Origin of the sequence: Marinobacter sp. SS5-14b, assembly GCF_030541005.1 — a bacterium.
Taxonomy (GTDB): domain Bacteria; phylum Pseudomonadota; class Gammaproteobacteria; order Pseudomonadales; family Oleiphilaceae; genus Marinobacter.
Window position 1 is genome coordinate 77,752 of sequence record NZ_JASSVM010000005.1, and the last position, 19,118, is coordinate 96,869.

16 protein-coding genes are annotated in these 19,118 nt (G+C 58.0%); 1 reads left to right on the plus strand and 15 read right to left on the minus strand.

Features of this window, described 5'->3' with window-relative positions:
• Positions 1 to 17: 17 nt before the first annotated feature.
• The 10 genes from QPL95_RS12540 to cysM all read right to left on the minus strand — a co-directional run bounded on the left by QPL95_RS12540 (position 18) and on the right by cysM (position 12,542).
• On the minus strand, positions 18 to 842 hold the full coding sequence (locus QPL95_RS12540; RefSeq protein ID WP_303291326.1) for a class I SAM-dependent methyltransferase: 825 nt from the start codon (positions 840 to 842) through the stop codon (positions 18 to 20).
• Complete coding sequence (locus QPL95_RS12545; RefSeq protein ID WP_303291327.1) at positions 842 to 1,213, minus strand: UDP pyrophosphate phosphatase; 372 nt, start codon at positions 1,211 to 1,213, stop codon at positions 842 to 844. Before QPL95_RS12545 ends, QPL95_RS12540 begins: the two co-directional genes overlap by 1 nt.
• An 83-nt stretch (positions 1,214 to 1,296) precedes the next feature.
• Positions 1,297 to 2,004, minus strand: coding sequence for a tRNA (adenosine(37)-N6)-threonylcarbamoyltransferase complex dimerization subunit type 1 TsaB (gene tsaB, locus QPL95_RS12550; protein WP_303291328.1), 708 nt, complete (start codon positions 2,002 to 2,004; stop codon positions 1,297 to 1,299).
• Between the two features lie 34 nt (positions 2,005 to 2,038).
• Entirely contained in the window at positions 2,039 to 2,692 is a 654-nt protein-coding gene (gene adk / locus QPL95_RS12555; RefSeq protein ID WP_303291329.1) for an adenylate kinase, read from the minus strand.
• A 220-nt stretch (positions 2,693 to 2,912) separates the two neighbouring features.
• A complete protein-coding gene (locus QPL95_RS12560; protein WP_303291330.1) occupies positions 2,913 to 4,283 on the minus strand; it encodes an HDOD domain-containing protein in 1,371 nt (456 codons plus the stop codon).
• A 73-nt stretch (positions 4,284 to 4,356) separates the two neighbouring features.
• Positions 4,357 to 7,002 (minus strand): phosphoenolpyruvate carboxylase, encoded by a 2,646-nt coding sequence (gene ppc, locus QPL95_RS12565; RefSeq protein ID WP_303291331.1) that lies wholly within the window; start codon positions 7,000 to 7,002, stop codon positions 4,357 to 4,359.
• 118 nt (positions 7,003 to 7,120) lie between these two features.
• On the minus strand, positions 7,121 to 7,960 hold the full coding sequence (gene mazG / locus QPL95_RS12570) for a nucleoside triphosphate pyrophosphohydrolase (protein WP_303291332.1): 840 nt from the start codon (positions 7,958 to 7,960) through the stop codon (positions 7,121 to 7,123).
• Complete coding sequence (relA, locus tag QPL95_RS12575) at positions 7,957 to 10,194, minus strand: GTP diphosphokinase (protein WP_303291333.1); 2,238 nt, start codon at positions 10,192 to 10,194, stop codon at positions 7,957 to 7,959. Before relA ends, mazG begins: the two co-directional genes overlap by 4 nt.
• A gap of 77 nt (positions 10,195 to 10,271) precedes the next feature.
• Complete coding sequence (gene rlmD / locus QPL95_RS12580; RefSeq protein WP_303291334.1) at positions 10,272 to 11,621, minus strand: 23S rRNA (uracil(1939)-C(5))-methyltransferase RlmD; 1,350 nt, start codon at positions 11,619 to 11,621, stop codon at positions 10,272 to 10,274.
• Between the two features lie 27 nt (positions 11,622 to 11,648).
• Entirely contained in the window at positions 11,649 to 12,542 is an 894-nt protein-coding gene (cysM, locus tag QPL95_RS12585) for a cysteine synthase CysM (RefSeq protein ID WP_303291335.1), read from the minus strand.
• A 219-nt stretch (positions 12,543 to 12,761) separates the two neighbouring features.
• Here cysM and QPL95_RS12590 point away from each other — a divergent pair, with 219 nt between their 5' ends.
• Positions 12,762 to 15,632, plus strand: a complete 2,871-nt coding sequence (locus QPL95_RS12590; RefSeq protein ID WP_303291336.1) for an ATP-binding protein — start codon at positions 12,762 to 12,764, stop codon at positions 15,630 to 15,632.
• Positions 15,633 to 15,638: 6 nt separating this feature from the next.
• On the opposite strand, the gene pdxJ is transcribed toward QPL95_RS12590, so the two are convergent.
• Genes pdxJ through QPL95_RS12615 form a run of 5 tightly spaced genes read right to left on the minus strand, consistent with a single transcriptional unit; the run spans position 15,639 to position 19,107 of the window.
• A complete protein-coding gene (pdxJ, locus tag QPL95_RS12595) occupies positions 15,639 to 16,373 on the minus strand; it encodes a pyridoxine 5'-phosphate synthase (protein WP_303291337.1) in 735 nt (244 codons plus the stop codon).
• Positions 16,370 to 17,110, minus strand: a complete 741-nt coding sequence (recO, locus tag QPL95_RS12600) for a DNA repair protein RecO (protein ID WP_303291338.1) — start codon at positions 17,108 to 17,110, stop codon at positions 16,370 to 16,372. The genes pdxJ and recO overlap by 4 nt, the downstream gene beginning before the upstream one ends.
• 7 nt (positions 17,111 to 17,117) lie before the next feature.
• Positions 17,118 to 18,035 (minus strand): GTPase Era, encoded by a 918-nt coding sequence (gene era / locus QPL95_RS12605; protein ID WP_303291339.1) that lies wholly within the window; start codon positions 18,033 to 18,035, stop codon positions 17,118 to 17,120.
• Positions 18,035 to 18,724 (minus strand): ribonuclease III, encoded by a 690-nt coding sequence (gene rnc / locus QPL95_RS12610; RefSeq protein ID WP_303291340.1) that lies wholly within the window; start codon positions 18,722 to 18,724, stop codon positions 18,035 to 18,037. Before rnc ends, era begins: the two co-directional genes overlap by 1 nt.
• Entirely contained in the window at positions 18,721 to 19,107 is a 387-nt protein-coding gene (locus QPL95_RS12615; protein WP_303291341.1) for a DUF4845 domain-containing protein, read from the minus strand. Before QPL95_RS12615 ends, rnc begins: the two co-directional genes overlap by 4 nt.
• Between the last annotated feature and the right edge of the window lie 11 nt (positions 19,108 to 19,118).

Here is a 19,118-nt window from a genome sequence, read left to right on the forward strand (position 1 = left end):
CGTTGCCGGCTTGAAGCTCAGGCCGGCAACGCCTTGATCGGGTAGATGTCGTAGCGGCTGCTCTTGCCCTCAACCTGCGTAGCCGGCTTCGGCCCGCTCACCGAAGGCGCTTTACGCGGGCGCTTGACCACCACCCGGTATCGGGCGCACGCCAGCGCCGCCTCCAACAGTTGCGCTGAATTGTCATCATCGCCAACAACCTGCCGGAACACCTGCATTTCCTTTTTCACCAGGGCCGATTTGTCTCGATGGGGAAACATCGGGTCAAGATAGATGACATCGGCCGCATCAGGCCCCGCCTGCCTCAGCCAATCCACGGAGTTGCCGGGAAGCAGTGTGATCCGATGCGCCACCGGAGCGCATTCCGTATTCAATACAGCCCTGGCCAGGCCATCAGCCAGCAAGGCATGAATCACCGGGTTGCGCTCAAACACCGTCAGCCGGCAGCCGAGGCCCGCCAGAACAAACGCATCCTGGCCCAGCCCCGCGGTGGCATCGACCACATGCAACTCGGCCCGGGTTTTCTGCAACCCAACGGCCCGGGCGATGAGCTGGCCGGTACCACCGCCGTGCTCCCGCCGATAACCCATCTTTCCCGTTACAAACTCGGCCCTGACCGGCCCCGGGGCGCCTTTGCCCGTCAACTGCAGCGCCAGGCCCTGCTCGTCCATGTAGAGCAGGACTGGATAGTCCTTAACGTATTTGGGCTGCACTGTTCCCAGCCAGGCCAAACCCAGCTCGTCCGCAAGGTTTCTGGCCGCGAAACTATCGCCCAGCGGATCACAGGCTACAGCAACGGTTTGTTCAACGGGGGGAGTGTTCGATAGGGGGGTGTCAGACATCAGACAATGATATCAATGCCAGTAATGACCGAGCCATTCTCGAACTCCTGGCCGGCAGCCGCCACACCGGCAAACGCCGACAGCGCACGGCTGGCCGGGAGGGGCAATTCGTCCGCACGAAAACGCTCAAGGCGGGCATCCTCTGCCGCACGCCGGGCCTCTATTCGACGGCCTTCTGCTGCGTCCGGTTGAGGAACCGGGGCATCATCACGGGGCTGTTGGGGCGCCCCCAGATCACGGCGAACGGCCTCGGGGCCGGGAGCTTGCGGTGAACTTGCTGGAGCCCGGGCAACATCAGACCGATCCCTGGCCGGGCTGTTATTGCCTGCCGGAATGAATGAAGAGTTTGCCGGATTAATGCCACCGATCATAAAGCACGACCACAAGGTTTGACTAAACAGGTTGAGGCATTATGGAAGAATCTGCGGCGTATGGAAAGCGGGGGCTATCCGGACTACTCCCGGCCCGGAAGTTTCTTCCAGGTTACTTCGTCCCGGACATAGATTGGCTGCGCTTTCTCCGCGGTGACCGCCTCGCCGTGACGAAAACCGAATTCCGCCAAACGCGCAACCTGCGCGGCCCTGGGCACCAGGGTATCATCGAAAGACTCAACAGAAGCTGCGACGGTAGCCGGCATGTCTGCTCTGAATTTCCAGCCAGGCCCGGCACCAAACCAGCTTGTCACGCCCTCATCCTGACCGGGAAGGCTGACCGACCCCGGCGGGCATACACGCTCCTCTCCCAGAAGCACCGGCAGACCCTGGCGACACTGGAACGTGGCCCAATATACCTCACCCATACGGGCATCGAATGCAACCGCAACACCCGCGCCATCCGCCAACCGGTGATCCTCGATAACACTGAGGGCCACCGCCGCAAGCGACGATACCGGTACAACGGGCAAATTCAGTCCCCAGGCCAGGCCCTGGATAACACCGGTTGCAATACGCAGGCCGGTGAACGAGCCCGGCCCCCGGGCAAAGCCCAGAGCATCAAGATCGGAAGGGGTCAGCCCTTGCTCCGCAAGCAGTTCGCGGACCATCGGCATCAAAAGGCGGGTGTGGCCCCGAGGGGCCAATTCAAAACGCTCAGTAGTCTGACCATCCTGCCACAGAGCGGCGGAGCAGCCTTCGGAAGAGGTATCCAGTGCTAAAAGCTTCACAGAACGGGGCCTCCCGGGCTACTCCGGTTTTCAGTTACTTGAGCTGGGACAGAATCTGGTCGCGGATGTTGTCCAGACTGCCAACACCTTCAACGCGCACATATTTCGGCGCGTCAGCCGGGGCTTTGGTTGCCCAGTCCTGATAGAAGCCGATCAACGGTGCGGTCTGATCGTGGTAGATATTCAGGCGCTTGCGGACCGTGTCTTCCTGGTCGTCCTCACGCTGAACCAGTGGCTCACCGGTTTCGTCATCCTTGCCTTCAACTTTCGGCGGATCGTATTTCACGTGGTAAATACGGCCACTGCCTTCGTGTACACGACGACCAGACAGGCGACTGACAATTTCTTCGTCTTCCACCGCGATTTCAACCACGTAATCAATCGCTATGCCTTGATTCTTCAGTGCTTCCGCCTGGGGAATGGTGCGTGGAAAACCATCCAGCAGAAAACCGTTCTTGCAGTCAGGCTGCTGAATACGCTCTTCGATCAGGGCAATGATGATGTCGTCAGACACCAGACCGCCAGACGCCATGACTTCTTTTACTTGCTTGCCCAGCGCAGATTCCGCTTTGACCGCAGCACGCAGCATGTCACCGGTGGATATCTGAGGGATTTCGTAGCGACCGGTAATAAACTGGGCTTGCGTGCCCTTACCTGCGCCTGGCGCGCCTAGCATGATGATTCTCATAACGTTGTGCTCCCGTTGTCTTATATTATCGTTTGAAAAGTTGCGGCAAAAACCGGTGCCTTTGCGACAACCTCTCACAAACCGGGGCGCTTTCCGAGGGCCCCTGCCTGAATCGAGGCAGCATTATACGAACTCAGCCCCTGCAGAGAAAGTCGACCTCTGTATCATGGGCTGATTTGTGTATGTGCGGGCAAAATCGAGTGAGAAAAAACGATGTATTTCAGGAGGCCAGAGACGATGCCAGCACGTCCAGATCAGACGCCACTTTCTCAACGTCCTGCTGAACGGCTTCCAGAGCGGAGGCGTCCATACCCAGAGCGGCCGTCAGCGAGGGAATATCGTCCGGGTTAAATTCATCCCCAATTCCCTGCTCTTTCAGTACAGCATTCGCCAGCTGAACCATCACAACGTATGCTTCATGCTCCCCCCGGTAGCCGATATGCTGGTGCATACCGGCAGCCTTGATCACGGGCTCAGGCAACTGCCACAAGCGGTGAAGAATGCCGCCGATAGCCCCGTGCCCGACCGCCAGAATGTCCTGGCGCTCACTGTGACCAAACACCTCATGCTCCAGCGAGTGCATACTCGCCTCGGGATTCATTTCCCGGAGCGCATTCAACTCGTCAAATTCTGAAGGAAACAGGTGTCCCACGAGCAGCAACCCGAAGTTATGCAGCAAGCCGCAAAGATAGGCCAGGCCTTTATCGTGACCAGAGCGGGCCGCCAGGCTCTGGCAAAGGAAGGCACAGTAGAGTGAGTGCCGCCAGAAATTATCCATACCCAGGATACCGCCACGGGGAACATCAAAGGCCCGAACAGACGCAATACCGAGGGCAATGTGGGCAACCCGGTCAAACCCGAGCACCCGGGTGACGGCTTCCTGCACCGAGTTGATCTGGCCAGGGTAATTGAACAGGGCTGAACGGGCGTAGCGCATGATTTGTGCCGTCATGCTCGGATCGAACTCGATCAGCTCCGCCAGCTCTTTGGCTGACGCCTCCGGGTTTCCGGTCAACCGCAGAATTCTCAGGGCCAGGGCTGGCATCGGCGGCAGGCGGTAAAGCTTTTGCAGTTTGTCCGCCACCTCATCCAGGGTCAGCGCATCCCGGTCGCCCGCCCCCTGACCATTGATCACCAGGCGGCCTTCACGGGCCCCGGCCAGTGCCAACCTGAATGCACGCCCGTCCATCTGAAGCAGACAATGATCGGTGCCTGCGGTGAAAATCACCTGCTCTGCCGCTGCAACGTCTTCATCGACCAGAACCGGGATATCCCAGGCACCGCCAACAGGCGGTACAAAACCCGGGGCACAATCACTGAACAGCCGGGCCGTCTGGCGAGCGGTCAGAGGCTGCAGGCGACGGCCGGTAAACTGGTGAACCGCATCCATATCCAGGGTACTGTCAAAGCGGTGTACTGCCATCACCACGCCGGTGATATCGATCAGCATAGTTGCCCGAACAAAGTCGTGCTGAGGCAGGCTCGACGCGAGGACCGCTGCATCCAGATTACTGGCGACCCCGGTTTCGATCTGCTGATAGCCAATGCCTTTACGGCTCAGAAAACGCGCCAGTCTCTCTGCCAGTGCCAAAAGTGGTCACTCCTTTACACCATAAACCCATAAAACGCGCCTGAGCACACCAGAACCCACCTGACCCGGAACATCAACCGGTGTTACGCATGCCGGCTGAAATGCCCGCCATGGTCACCTTGAGCGCGCGCTCGACCATTTCCGGCACCTGCCCTTTACCTTCACCTTCTCGATCACGCCTGAGCAGCTCGGCCTGCAGATAATGCAGAGGGTCAGTGTAGGGATTCCGGACCTTCATGGAATGCGCAAACACAGGCTCGCCTTCGAGCAAATCCTGCTGCTCTTTAAGCTCAAGCACCCGGCGAATACAGCCCGCCAGCCGCTCACGCAGGTCTTTCCCAAGCGCGCTGAGCCTTTCATCCTGAACCAGCGTTTGTTCATAGTAGCTGGCAATGCGCAAATCCGCTTTGGCCAACACCATCTCCAGCATATCGATGTAGGTCCTGAAGAAGGGCCAGCCCTGCATCATTGCGCGCAACTCCGGCAAACGATTGTGGCGAGCCGCTTCTTCGAGTGCAACATCACTGCCCAACCAGCTTGGTAGCATCAGGCGCATCTGGGTCCAGGCGAAAATCCAGGGGATGGCCCGCAGGCTTTCAACCCCACCAGAGGCCTTACGCCGCGCTGGCCTGCTGCCGAGCGCCAGCTTGCCCAGCGCGGTTTCGGGGGTTACCTGGCGGAAATAGGGGACAAAATCCGGGTTTTCCCGAACCACTTCGCGGTAAGCCTTGAGCGATCTTTCCGTAAGCCAGTCCATCACCTCACGCCAGCTGTCCTCGGGCACCGGCGGCGGGGCCAGTGTGGCTTCAATAACCGCCGTGGTATAAAGCGTCAGGCTCTGCACCGCCAATCGAGGCAGGCCAAATTTGAAGCGGATCATCTCTCCTTGCTCAGTGATCCGGAAGCTGCCATTTACCGATCCGGGCGGCTGAGACAGGATTGCCCGGTTTGCCGGACCGCCACCGCGGCCAACCGTCCCGCCTCGACCGTGAAACAGCGTCAGATGCACGCCATACCGGTTGGCAACCTCCGTCAGCTTTTCCTGAGCCTGATACTGGGCCCAGGCGGCCATCAGCTGACCCGCATCTTTGGAGGAGTCGGAATAACCAATCATCACTTCCTGGCGGCCCTGGCAGTAGTCCCGGTACCAGTCCACTTCGTACAGTGCAGCCATGCTGGCCGGCGCGCCCTGAAGGTCACTTAGGGTTTCGAACAACGGCACGACCCGCATCGGGAACTTCATTCCCGCTTCACGCAACAACAGAATAACGCTCAACACATCCGAGGGCTTGCTGGCCATGGAAATCACATAGGAACCCAACGCTTGTGGCGTTTGTTGGGCCACAACCTCGCAGGTTGCAAGCACCTCTCTGACCTGATCGGAGGGTTCCCAGTTTCGCGGCACCAACGGCCGGCGGCCCTGAAGCTCTCGCAGCAAAAATGCCTGGCGCTCCGGTTCTGACCAGGACAGGTAATCACCGAGACCGACAAACGCCACTATTTCAGCAACGGCTTCCGCGTGCCGGGCCGCCTCCTGGCGGATGTCCAGACGGATCAGCGGCAGCCCGAACGTATGCGCTCTGCGAATGGTGTCCAGCAGTGGGCCGTTGGCTATGTGCTCGAGACCAGAATCGACCAGCGAGCGATAACACAGCTCCAGAGGGGCGGTCAGATCTTCATTTTCGAACAGTATCCCGGTGGCGTCCGCCGGCTCTCCCCTGACGCTGGCCTCCGCCCAGTCACGGGTTTTAATGAGACGATCCCGAAGGGCTGCCAGCACCTGGCGGTAGGGCTCTCTGGACTCACCGGTTTGCGATTTCAGCTCATCGCTGGCCTGCCACATGGACAGTTCAGCCCGCAACGCCTTGATGTCACGCAAATACAGGTCAGCTGCCATCCAGCGCCCCAGCAAGAACACCTCGCGGGTGACATCGTGAGTCACGTTAGGGTTGCCGTCCCGGTCACCCCCCATCCAGGAGGCAATTCGAATCGGCGACGCCTGCAAGGGCAGTCCTTTTCCGGACGCATCCTGAAGCGACGTATCCAGGCTGCGCAGAAACCGTGGCAACGCCTCCCACAAGCTGTTTTCGATGACGGCAAAGCCCCATTTGGCTTCATCCACAGCGGTCGGCCGATCGTGGCGAATTTCATCGGTATGCCAGGCTTCGGTAACCAGCTGCGATAATCGCCCTATGATTTCGTCACGCTCTGCTGGCATCAGATCATCGTGATCCAGTTTCTCGAGGCAGTCGGAAATTTCATCGTATTTCAGTATCAGGGTGCGCCGGGCAACTTCTGTGGGGTGTGCCGTCAGCACAAATTCGATTCTCAGGTCAGCGACCTTGCGATGAAGTTCATCCGGATCGATACCTCCGGCTTTCAGGCGGTCAAACACTTCACCCAGTGACTCCACCATCAGATCCGATGGATGTCCCTGCTTGCGCCGGATGCCGTGATACTGCTCGGCCAGATTGGCGAGATTGAGAAACTGGTTGAATGCGCGGGTGACTGGCAGCAGCTCATCGTCGCTCAGCTGGCCAAGCAGGGTCACCAGACGCTGGCCGGAGCCGCTTTCCTGCCGGCGGTCTGCCTTCGCGGCAGCCCGAAGCTCCTCAATCCGTTCGTAGCAGTCCTGGCCGGGAAAACGCTGAATACTCTGACCCAGCAACTCCCCCAGCAGGCGCACATTTTCTCGCAGATCAGGGTGCAGTTCGGTCACGGAAAGCTCCTTGTGGGTGGACTTAAACAGTCTGAACTTACGATCGTCTCTACAATCTCTGTACAGTCAATACTTACGATACTAAGGATCCACCGGGAAAGTCCATCAGGCCTTATGGTCAGTCCTTTTCCACGCCCTTGACCTGCTGCCAGATGGCATCGAGAGCGTCGAGACTTTCGTTGTCCATGTCGCGCCCTTCCGAGGCCAAAACCCGCTCAATCGCACGAAAACGGGTCTCAAACTTGTGATTGGTTCGCTTCAGAGCCTGCTCGGGGTTCACCTTCATGAACCGCGCAAGGTTCACGCAGACGAACATCAGGTCGCCCAACTCGTCCTCTACGGCATCACGCGCACCGGTTCCGGCTTCCGCGTTCTGCCAGGCTTCTTTGAGCTCGTCGATTTCCTCGTGCAGCTTGTTGAACACCGGGGCAATATCCGGCCAGTCAAAACCATGCCTGGCAGCGCGACGCTGCAGCTTTTCAGCACGGGCGATGCCTGGCAAAGTGCGAGCAATGCCATCCAGGCGGCTGGCCGACGCATCAGGTGCGGGTTTGTCGGCACGCTCTTCGGCCTTGATGCGCTCCCAGCTTTCCTTGATCCAGGCTTCATCCGGCCGGTTACCCGGGTCTATCCGGCTTTCCAGCGTACCCTCGGGGAACACATGGGGGTGCCGGCGGATCAGCTTGCGCACCAGATGATCAACAATGCCGTCAAAATCGAAATGACCGTCTTCTTTTCCGATCTGACCATAGAAAATCACCTGAAACAGCAGATCACCCAATTCATCCTTCAAGTGAGGGTAATCCTGCTGCTCGATGGCGTCGGCCACTTCGTAGGCTTCCTCGATGGTATGAGGCACGATGCTGCTGAACGTCTGGCGGGTATCCCACGGGCAGCCGGTTTCCGGCTCCCGCAGGCGAGCCATCAGCGTTTTCAGGTCTTCTATCGAATAGCTCATCCGCGCTTTCGCCTTACGTCGATGATGTTCGGAAGGTTACGGATCTGCGCCAGCAGGCGGGCCAACTGTTCCAGGCTGGAGATTTCGACCGTCACCCGCATGGTGGCGGTATTCTCATCCTTGTTGGTCTGGGTATGGAGCGCCATGACATCACTTTTGGACGCCGACAGAACCTGTGTAATGTCCCGCAATAGACCAGAGCGATCATAAGCTTCAATTTCAATATCCACCGGATAAACCGAGGCCGGTTGGCCACCCCAGTTCACTTCAATAATTCGGTGGGGTTCGAATTCCCGAAGGTTCAGAAACGTCAGGCAGTCTTGCCGGTGCACAGTCACACCCCGACCCACCGTAATGTATCCGCCAATAGGATCGCCGGGCAACGGTTTGCAGCATTTGGCCACCTGGGTTTTCAGCTTGCCTACACCGCGTATCTGAATGTCGGATTCGGTATCGTAGCCATTTTTCCGGGACGGGCTGAGTTTTAAATCCAGTTGCTCGGATTTGGGCTCAAGCATTTGCTGAGCCACATTGGCAACGTGGGTCGGCCGCAAATCACCGGCGCCAACAGCCGCGAACATATCGTCCGGCGAATGGTAGTTAACTTTCTTTGCCAGCTCACTGAGGCTCACGTCGTAAATTGAGAGCCGCTTGAATTCATCTTCCAGAATGGCCCGGCCATCCGTGATGTTGCGGCCGCGGTCCTGCTGTTTGAACCAGTTGGTTACCTTGGCCCTGGCACGGGAGGTCTGAATATAACCCAGGCTCGGGTTGAGCCAGTCCCGGCTGGGGGCCGGGTTATTGGAGGTCAGGATAAATATCTGGTCGCCGGTTTTCAGCGGGTAGGTCAATGGCACTATCCGGCTGTTAACACGCGCTCCACGGCAGGCATGACCGATTTCCGTGTGCACCCGATAGGCAAAATCGACCGGAGTAGCGCCCTGAGGCAGGTCCACTACATGGCCTTCCGGGGTGAAAACGTAAACCCGGTCCGGGGTAACATCCGACTTAAGGTGATCCGCCAGGCCAGACAAATCCCCCAGCTCTTCCTGCCACTCCAGCACCTGCCGCAGCCAGTTTATCTTGGCGTCGTAGCCGCTGGATTTGTTGTTCTTGTCCGTGCCTTTGTAAAGCCAGTGGGCACACACGCCCAGCTCGGCTTCTTCGTGCATGGCGTGGGTACGGATCTGAACTTCCATCACTTTGCCTTCAGCCCCGATCACGGCGGTATGCAGTGACTGATAGCCGTTCTCCTTGGGGTTGGCAATGTAGTCGTCAAATTCGTTAGGGATGTGGCGCCAGAGCGTGTGCACAATGCCCAGTGCGGCGTAACAATCACGCACTTCCGGCACCAGAATTCGCACGGCACGCACATCGTACACCTGGGAAAACTCAATGCCTTTACGGCGCATTTTTCGCCAGATGCTGTAGATGTGTTTGGCGCGACCACTGAGTTCAGCCTTAATGCCAAAAGCCTTCAGCTCGGTCTGCAGCGTGTCGATCACCCTGCGAATATAACCTTCCCGATCCAGACGCTTTTCATCCAGCAGTTTGGCAATTTTTTTGTAGGCCGTTGCGTGCAGATAGCGGAAGGACAAGTCCTCCAGCTCCCATTTGACATGACCAATACCCAACCGATGGGCCAGCGGGGCGTAGATATCGAACACCTCCCGGGCCACCCGCATGCGTTTTTCTTCCGGGGCATCCTTAACAGCCCGGATGGCGCAGGTACGTTCGGCCAGTTTGATCAACGCCACCCGGACATCGTCAACCATCGTGACCAGCATCTTGCGGACATTGTCCAGCTGGCCTTCACTCTGACCCAACACATTGCCCTTGAGCGGATGATGGATAGAGGAAATCGCCGCCATCTGCTGCACGCCGTTGATCAGCCCGGCAACTTCATCACCGAACTCCTTGCGGATCTCCTCAAGCGATACCCGCTCTTCACGCACTGCACGGTAAAGTACCGCCGCCACCAGGCTGGACTGGTCCAGGTGCAGTTCCGCCAGCACCTGGGCCATTTCCAGCCCCGTGCGAAAACTGCTGGAACCGGGCGTCCACAGGCGATCGGCACGAAACGCTTCCAGCGCAATCAGCGCCGCCTTTTCACAGGCCTTGCGCAGTTGCTCAGGGTTCTCAAGATGCGTCTGTTCCGCAATGTGGTGCACCCAGCGGTCAAGATCCACTTCACCGTCGCCGGTTACCCCGTAATCTTCCCTAACTTTAACCATAGCAAAGACTTACCTGATGCTTTCCCGGTTTCTCTGCACCCCTCCTGGCTGCAGAAAAGCCGGGTTTTCCGAACCTGTCAGCGCTTGTCACGCTCGAACAGGGCGATGGATTCAACATGGGTGGTGTGGGGGAACATGTCCATCACCCCCGCACGGACCAGTCGATATCCGTTGCGGACCATGACTCCCGCATCCCGGGCCAGAGTGGCCGGATTGCAGGACACATAAACAATTCGATCGGCTCCAAAAGCCGTCAGGTACTTACAGATATCCTCGGCACCGGACCGGGGCGGATCAATCAGAATCTTGTCGAAGCCTTCCTTCGCCCAGCTCTGACCGGTGAAATCTCCGTGCAGGTCGGCGCCAAAAAACTCGACATTATCCAGGCCGTTCAGCCGGGCATTCTCACGGCCTCGCACCACCATGGCGTCATCACCTTCCACACCCACCACCTGGCCGCCCTTACGGGCCAGTGGCAGGGTAAAGTTACCAAGACCACAAAACAGATCCAGCACCCGCTCACCGGGCTGGACATCCAGCCATTCCACCGCACGATGTACCATGGTGCGGTTGATGCCCGCATTCACCTGGGTAAAGTCCATGGGGTGAAACTGCATGGTCAGATCGAACTCATCCATACGATAGTGCAGGCGTTCGTCATCCCGGCCAGTGGATTCCGGCCAGATGCGGTGTACCGTGTCCGGGCCTTTCGGCTGAAGATAGATATGCAAATCATGGGCCTGCCCGAAAGCAACCAGCTTTTCCCGGTCTTCCGGCACCAGCTCATCCATGTTGCGGAACACCATGGCGGCGACGTCATCACCGCAGGCCACTTCTACCTGAGCAATACGATCAAAGGCTGCCAGACTGTGCAGCAGCGTCCGCAAGGGCTGAATCCGCTGGCCAATGCGCGGATCCAGTACCACACACTCATCGATGTCGGTGAGGAAGCTGTTGCGTTTCTCACGAAAGCCCACCAGCACGGATTCCCGGGCTTTCACATAACGCACACCCAGGCGGGCCTTGCGTCGGTAGCCGAGGGTATCCGGTGAGCGCATGGGCTCAACCCACTGTTCGGGTTCAATGCCCCCAAAGTGGGCAAAATTCTCCCGCAGAGTGTCTTCCTTGAACCGGATCTGGGCATCGGCACTCATATGCTGCAGGCTGCAGCCGCCGCACAGATCGGCAAACTGGCAAGGTGGCTGCTGGCGATCGGGGGCCGCTTCCAGCACCTCAAGGGTGCGCAGCTCATCAAATTTGCTGCGGCTGCCCACCACCTTTGCCATCACGGTTTCGCCGGGCAGAGCTCCGTCGACAAACTGGACTTTACCCTCGGCCCGGGCAATGCCCCGGCCATCATGGCCCAGGGTTTCGATTTCACAACGTACGGGCTCTTGCGGCAAAACCTTGCGGCGGCGTCTACTCATAATCAATCATCTCTTGTCAGTTCCGGTTCAGGCGCCGGGGAATACGCCGGTAGAAAGGTAACGGTCGCCTCGGTCACAAATAATGGCCACGATCACTGCGTTTTCAACCTCGCGGGAAAGCTTCAGGGCGGCCGCAATCGAGCCACCGGATGACACGCCACAAAAGATGCCTTCTCTCGAAGCAAGGGCCCGCATGGTGTCTTCAGCTTCCTGCTGACCAATGTCCAGCACCTTATCTACCCGGGTCGCATCGTAGATTTTGGGCAGGTAGGCTTCCGGCCAGCGCCGGATACCAGGGATAGCTGCGCCGTCTTCTGGCTGCAGGCCGATAATCTGAACGTCAGGGTTACGTTCTTTCAAATACCGGGACACACCCATAATCGTGCCGGTGGTCCCCATGGAGCTGACAAAGTGGGTAACGCGACCCTGGGTCTGCTCCCAGATTTCCGGGCCGGTGGTAAGGTAATGGGCCAGCGGGTTATCGGGATTGCTGAACTGGTCCAGCACCTTGCCCTTACCTTCACTCTCCATCCGGATGGCCAGGTCACGGGCGCCTTCCATACCCTGCTCACGGGTCACGTTAACCACTTCGGCGCCGTAGGCGCGCATGGATGCGCGACGCTCTTCACTCAGGTTATCCGGCATGATCAACACCATCCGGTAGCCCTTGATGGCCGCTGCCATCGCAAGCGCGATACCGGTGTTGCCGGATGTCGCCTCGATCAGGGTATCACCGGGCTTGATTTCGCCACGGCGCTCAGCCTCCTGAATCATACTGACGGCGGGTCGGTCCTTCACCGACCCGGCCGGATTATTGCCCTCCAGTTTGGCCAGAATCACATTGGAGGTGTCACCCGGTAGCCGCTGCAAACGGACCAGAGGGGTGTGGCCGACATAATCTTCAATAGTGGGGAAAATCATATTGAAACCCTGTGATACACTTTCGGGTTCGAATCATACGCGTTATGGCCGCTTTGTCCCAATACAGCTTGTCGCTATATCCATGACCTGCGGCTATAAACGGGCGACCAACTCGTGGGAAGATTGCCACAGTCACATCTTCCCGAATCATCTATGCTGACATGGAAGTGTCTTTGCCGGTGCCACCGGCGGAGCTCATGAGAAAAACAGGAACACGATATGCAGCGCTGGGGCATTCGCAAAAAAGTCTTGGTGGTAACTCTGCTTCCCACCCTTGTCACCACTCTGTTGCTGGGGCTGTTCTTTACCTACAGCTGGGTCAACAACATAGAAAGCCTGCTTAAAGACCGCGGCGAGTCCCTGTCACGCCAGCTTGCGGCCGGCTCTGAATACGGCCTGTTCACCGCCAACCGCAGCCTGCTCAGCAGCCTGTCCAACGCACTGCTTGAAGAACAGGATGTGCGCTCAATTACTTTTTTCACCAGTGATGGCAAGAGGCTTTTGCACACCGGCCCGGGCAGCACCGACACCATTCCCGTGGACTCCCTGGATCCCGATCAGGCCCTGCGACTGACCATCAACAGCAGCACCCGGTTCATCACCCCTGTGCACCTGCAAGATTTGATGATCGAAACCATGCTCGACCCGGACGCCCGTCAAAATGCCGCACAGATGCGCGAGCCTCTCGGCTGGGTCGCGGTTGAGATGTCCCATATCCGGACAGAGAAAGAGACCTACAAAGCTTTGCTGATTTCCCTGCTGCTGATCATCGGCGGCGTATTACTCAGCATGATGATTGCACTCCGGCTCAGCCGCGCCTTCACCAATCCGGTCTTCCAGTTGAACGAGGCAGTTGCACTGCTCAAGGAAGGCAAGCTCGACACCCGGGTTTACACCCGCGCCGGGCCTGAGTTCGAACAGCTTGAATCCGGTCTGAATGACATGGCCTCCGAACTCAGCAAAGCCCAGGCCGAGATGCAGCAAAATATCGACCAGGCCACCGAAGATCTGCGGGAGACTCTCGAGACCATCGAAATCCAGAACATAGAACTTGATTTCGCCCGCAAGGAAGCCCTGGAAGCCAGCCGAATCAAGTCCGAGTTCCTGGCCAACATGTCCCACGAAATCCGCACCCCGCTCAACGGCATTATCGGGTTCACCGAGCTGTTGCTGAAAACGCCTCTGCCACGACAACAAAGGGACCACCTGAGCACCATCCGGAAATCGTCGGAAATTCTGCTGACCATCATCAACGACATTCTGGACTTCTCGAAAATTGAAGCCGGCAAATTGATTCTCGACCGGGTGCCCTTCCCTCTGCGGGACATTGTCGAAGAAGTCATGGTCATGCTGGCGCCAGCCGCCCACGCCAAGAACCTGGACCTGGTACCACTGGTTTATAACGATGTACCGGATAACATTATGGGTGACCCATTGCGCGTAAAGCAGGTCATCACCAACCTGGTTAACAACGCCATCAAGTTCACCCAGACCGGCGAGGTTGTATTACGCGCCAGCCTCGAAGACGAAGACCACGAAAATAATCGGGTAACCCTGCGCCTGAGCATTACCGACTCCGGGGTTGGCTTATCCCGGGCCCAGCAGCAATCCCTGTTCAACGCGTTCAGTCAGGCGGATGCCTCTACCGCACGGCAGTACGGCGGTACCGGGCTCGGGCTGGCTATTTCGAAACGTCTGGTGGAAGAAATGGGCGGCAAAATCGGCCTGGAAAGTGAGCTGGGCAAAGGCTCCACCTTCTGGTTCACCCTCACCCCCGAGCTGTCCCCGACCGGCGAAAGCTCGATACCGAAAGATGCCTTGCGCGGCGAACGGATTATTTATCTGGAACAACAGAAAACAACCGGGTTGGCGGTCGAACACCTCCTGCGGGACTGGGGTGTTACGGTTGACCGCGTAGCGTCCCCCGGCGCACTGCAGGAGCAGGTAGAAGAAGCCCAACGCAATCAGGAAGGCTACTCCGCAGCCCTGATCGGAATTACCCGCCACCTGCTGAATTCCAGTCAGTACTGTAATCTGCTGCGGAGCCTAGAAGTGGAGCGTGACTGTCGCACCCTGCTGCTGACACCCACCCTGGAAACCCTCGACACGCCGCTTTCGGGGCTGTCCAGCGGCCACCTGACCAAGCCCGTTTGTCGGGATGCGCTCTACGACGAACTGTTGTTACTGATCCACGGCATCCACACCTGCAGCCGGAGCAGCCAGGAAGCCGCACTGCCCTCCCGGGAGCGCAATCAGGTAAACGCCCCCCGGATTCTCGCCGTCGACGACAATGAGGCAAACCTCAAGCTCGTGATGACCCTCCTGCAGGACTGCAGAATTGACGCAGAAGGCGCATCCAGCGGCTTTGAGGCACTCACCAAAGCACGCCAGAAGCCATTCGATCTGGTCTTTATGGATCTGCAGATGCCTGGAATGGATGGCGTGGAGACCACCGCGAGAATTCGGGGCCTTGACGCCGAATCTCACTACACCCCGATTATTGCCCTGACCGCCCATGCCCTGGCAGATGAACAGGAACGACTCACACAGCAAGGTTTTGACGGCTATATGCCCAAGCCCATCAGCAGCAAACAGCTGACTGAGCTGATCCGGGAATACACCGGCTACGATTGCCGCAACCTGCGGAGCGGATTCACAGTTTCCGAGGTCAGAGATACCCGCAGGAGCCTGAGGCCGTCGAACCGGCGCATGCAGCAAGACTGTGTCAGCGTGGATGAAAGCATTCAACTCGCCGCCGGTAAAGCTGACCTGGCAGAAGAGCTGTTCAGCATGCTGCTCGAGCAGCTGCAGATCGACACGCCCCGGGTTCAGGAGCTCTGGGACGGAGACCACCTGGAAGAGCTGCTGGAGTGCGTTCACAAGCTGCATGGTGCCACCCGTTATTGCGGCGTGCCCGAACTGCGCACGGCCGCCAACCGGTTTGAAACAGCTCTGAAGTGTGAAGCGGCCGACCGGCCCATCCTGAAAGACCAACTGGTGTCTGCCATGGAACGACTGCAGATCTGGAGCGAACAGACCGACTGGCAGCAACTGTTCAGGGAGCAACAGCGCCAGCCGGAAACAACCTGACCGCGCTCAGGCGCGGGCGCGGTCCAGAATGGCCCGCATGTCTTTCACCGCGTCTTTCAAGCCGGTGAAAACCGCCCGGGCAACAATTGCATGGCCGATATTGAGCTCGTTGATGCCGGGAATGGCCGCTACGCGTTCCGTATTGTGATAGTGCAGGCCGTGGCCCGCGTTCACAATCAGCCCCTTTTTACGGGCGTAGGAGACAGCGTCGGCCAGAATTCTGAATGACGCATCGGCCTGCTCAGGTGTCGTGGCTTCGGCATACTCACCGGTGTGCAATTCTATCACGGGTGCACCACAGCGCACGGCAGCATCAATCTGGACAGGATCCGGATCAATAAACAATGACACCTCCGCCCCGATTCGCGCCAACCGCTCGCATGCCCGAGCAACGCGCTCTTCCTGTCCGTCCACATCCAGACCGCCTTCAGTAGTGAGCTCTTCCCGCTTCTCCGGCACCAGGCAAACACAGGCGGGCCTGACCTGTTCAGCGAAAGCCAGCATGGCATCGGTGACGGCCATTTCAAGATTCATTTTGGTTTGCAGAACCTCTTTGAGCAGCAGAACGTCCCGGTCCTGAATGTGCCGGCGATCTTCCCTGGGATGGATGGTAATACCGTCCGCACCGGCCTCTTCCGCAACCAGTGCCGCTTGCACAGGATCCGGATAGCGGGTGCCTCGAGCCTGACGCAAGGTTGCGACATGATCAATATTCACACCAAGCAACACTCTGGGGTTCATGGGGTTCTCCCTGATGACGAAACGGAATGACTGAAAAGGTTGCGGCTATGCAGCGGCTTACCTTGCAAAAGAAAGTCCACCAGCACACGCATTACCCGTTTTGCTGTTTTTCTGGCGGCATCATCACTGAGGTCATCGGCCGCCAACGCCAGCAGGGATTCACCCTGCAATTGCTGCAGCCGGACACCGACACACTGAGCCGACACAATACCCTGCAGAGGATCATAGCCGTAGCGATAGCCCGCTTCGACCGGGCGCCCTGTGTCGGTCGCCTGATCCCAGGCGAAGCCGTAGCCCAGCGAGGTGGTAAAAGCCCGTTCGAACTTGCGCAGCGTCGGCTCCACATCCCCTTTCGGTGCCATCTCGGCCAGTGCCCGTAGGCATTCGATGTAGTTGGCAAAGACGGTTGGATGAGGGTCTGCCGCGGGCAGAATACGCTGCAGGAGTTCGTTGATGTACAAACCACTATAAAGCGCTCGGGTCTGGCCCAGACGAGGTGCCGAACGCACCTCCACCTGGACCAGCGTTTTCAGATCGCTGCGGCCAGTCCAGTCGACCAAAAGGGGCTGGAACGGCTGCAACTGGGCCTTTAGCGCGCTTTTGGCGCTGTTACCGCCCCGGGCGACCAGGCTCATGCGGCCATGGTTCAGGGTGAACAACTCAACCAACAACGCCGTTTCCCGCCAGGGGCGGCGATGGATCACATAAGCGGGCTCTTGCTGCACCGCCTCCCTCATGGCCGCCTCAGAAATCGCTCATGCCAAGGCTTTTAAGGGCCCGGTCACTGTCAGCCCAACCACGCTTCACCTTGACCCAGAGCCGAAGCATGACCTTGGTACCGAACATCCGCTCCATATCGACCCGGGCTTCCTGGCCAATCCGGCGCATGCGCTCACCCTTGTCACCAATGATGATTTTCTTCTGGCCTTCACGCTCAACCAGGATCAGGGCGGAAATATGCAGGGTTTTGCCCTGGTGTTTGAATTCCTCAATCTCGACCGCCACCGAATAGGGTAACTCCGCACCCAACTGACGGGTGATCTTTTCGCGCACCATTTCTGATGCCATAAACCGCTCACTTCGGTCGGTGATCTGGTCATCCGGGTAGAAATGCACGCTTTGGGGAAGAAACCGGCCAACCGCTTCCTGCAGAGGGTCAAGGTTGGTTTCCTTGAGCGCTGATAACGGAATGATTTCAGCAAATTCGCGTTTTTTCGCCAGCGCTTCCAGGTGAGGCAGCATCAGCTCACGTTTTTCCAGCTTGTCGACTTTGTTGACCGCCAGGATAACCGGGCAGTTCACCCTCTGGAGTTTTTCAAGCACCATCTCGTCGGCACTGGTCCACGCCAATTGATCGACAACAAAGATCACAACATCCACACCAATAAGCGCAGAGGCAGCCGCCTTGTTCATATAGCGATTAATTGCCCGGGGCTCGTCTTCGTGCATGCCCGGGGTGTCGACATACACGGCCTGTACCGGCCCGACGGTTTTGATTCCGAGAACCTGATGACGCGTTGTCTGGGGCTTGCGAGACGTAATGCTCAGTTTCTGGCCCAGTATGTGGTTCAGCAAGGTGGATTTGCCCACGTTGGGCCGGCCCACAATGGCCACAAAGCCACAGCGGCTTTCCGGGTTATCCGGGGTGGTAATATCGTTCATCAGGAGTTCTCCACGCCCAGTTGTTTAAGAGCACTGCGGGCAGCCTGCTGCTCAGCAATTCGACGGCTGCTGCCGGTGCCTGTGGTTTTTCGATCCAGTGACGGCAGGGCGCAAGACACGTGGAAGGTCTGGTTGTGGGCTTCTCCGTCCACCGATATCACCTCATACCTCGGCAGCGGGAACTGCCGGGATTGCAGGTATTCCTGAAGCCGGGTTTTCGGGTCTTTCTGGGTGTCCTGAATGTCCAGCTTCGCCAGACGCTCAGTAAACCAGCGCAATACCTGCTCGCGACAGGTATGAAAATCACTGTCCAGATAGATCGCGCCAATGATCGATTCAACAGCATCGGCCAGAATGGATTCGCGGCGAAACCCGCCGCTTTTGAGCTCACCGGAACCCAGCCGGAGGTATTGGCCCAACTGAAATTCACGACCAATTTCCGCCAGGGTGACACCCTTGACCATACGGGCCCGGAGCCTGCTGAGCTGGCCTTCGCGGGCGGTTTCAAAATGCAGGTAAAGGTATTCGGCGATCACCATGTTAACGATGGAGTCACCGAGAAATTCCAGACGTTCATTATTCTGGTTACCAAAACTTCGGTGGGTAAGCGCCAACATTAACCGTTCAGGGTCTCTGAACTGGTAGCCAATACGGCGCTGAAGCTGATCAAGATCTGGTTGTGAACTCACTGGCCCTTGAACTCATACTCATGCTGGAAATGGACAACGGTGTCCACATTGCCAAACAGGTTGTTTCGAACTTCGTAATCAACGTTGAGCAGCACCGAGTCGCCATCTTTCTCGACGGTGATGTTTTTGGCATCAAAACCACGCACGTTGTTCACGCTTAGCTGCTTATTGATCACACCGCGCACCTGGGCCGGGCCCATCTTGGACAAGCCTTCGGTATTCTCAAGATTCTCAAGCGCTTCCTGAATGGTGAAGTCGTCCAGGTAGGCCGGGCCAAGCTTAAGCGCCAGGGTCAACAGCCCGCCAAAAAACAGAGCCACAATCATCATGGTCAGGGCGCTGCCCTGTTGATGTTTAAAGCCCGGGGTAAAATGGTTCATCATGTCAGTTCGCT

Coding starts and splice junctions, on each gene's coding strand:
- QPL95_RS12540 (WP_303291326.1), bottom strand. CDS start 842: ATGTCTGACACCCCCCTATCGAACACTCCCCCCGTTGAACAAACCGTT.
- QPL95_RS12545 (WP_303291327.1), bottom strand. CDS start 1,213: ATGATCGGTGGCATTAATCCGGCAAACTCTTCATTCATTCCGGCAGGC.
- adk (WP_303291329.1), bottom strand. CDS start 2,692: ATGAGAATCATCATGCTAGGCGCGCCAGGCGCAGGTAAGGGCACGCAA.
- mazG (WP_303291332.1), bottom strand. CDS start 7,960: ATGAGCTATTCGATAGAAGACCTGAAAACGCTGATGGCTCGCCTGCGG.
- relA (WP_303291333.1), bottom strand. CDS start 10,194: ATGGTTAAAGTTAGGGAAGATTACGGGGTAACCGGCGACGGTGAAGTG.
- rlmD (WP_303291334.1), bottom strand. CDS start 11,621: ATGAGTAGACGCCGCCGCAAGGTTTTGCCGCAAGAGCCCGTACGTTGT.
- cysM (WP_303291335.1), bottom strand. CDS start 12,542: ATGATTTTCCCCACTATTGAAGATTATGTCGGCCACACCCCTCTGGTC.
- QPL95_RS12590 (WP_303291336.1), top strand. CDS start 12,762: ATGCAGCGCTGGGGCATTCGCAAAAAAGTCTTGGTGGTAACTCTGCTT.
- pdxJ (WP_303291337.1), bottom strand. CDS start 16,373: ATGAACCCCAGAGTGTTGCTTGGTGTGAATATTGATCATGTCGCAACC.
- recO (WP_303291338.1), bottom strand. CDS start 17,110: ATGAGGGAGGCGGTGCAGCAAGAGCCCGCTTATGTGATCCATCGCCGC.
- era (WP_303291339.1), bottom strand. CDS start 18,035: ATGAACGATATTACCACCCCGGATAACCCGGAAAGCCGCTGTGGCTTT.
- QPL95_RS12615 (WP_303291341.1), bottom strand. CDS start 19,107: ATGATGAACCATTTTACCCCGGGCTTTAAACATCAACAGGGCAGCGCC.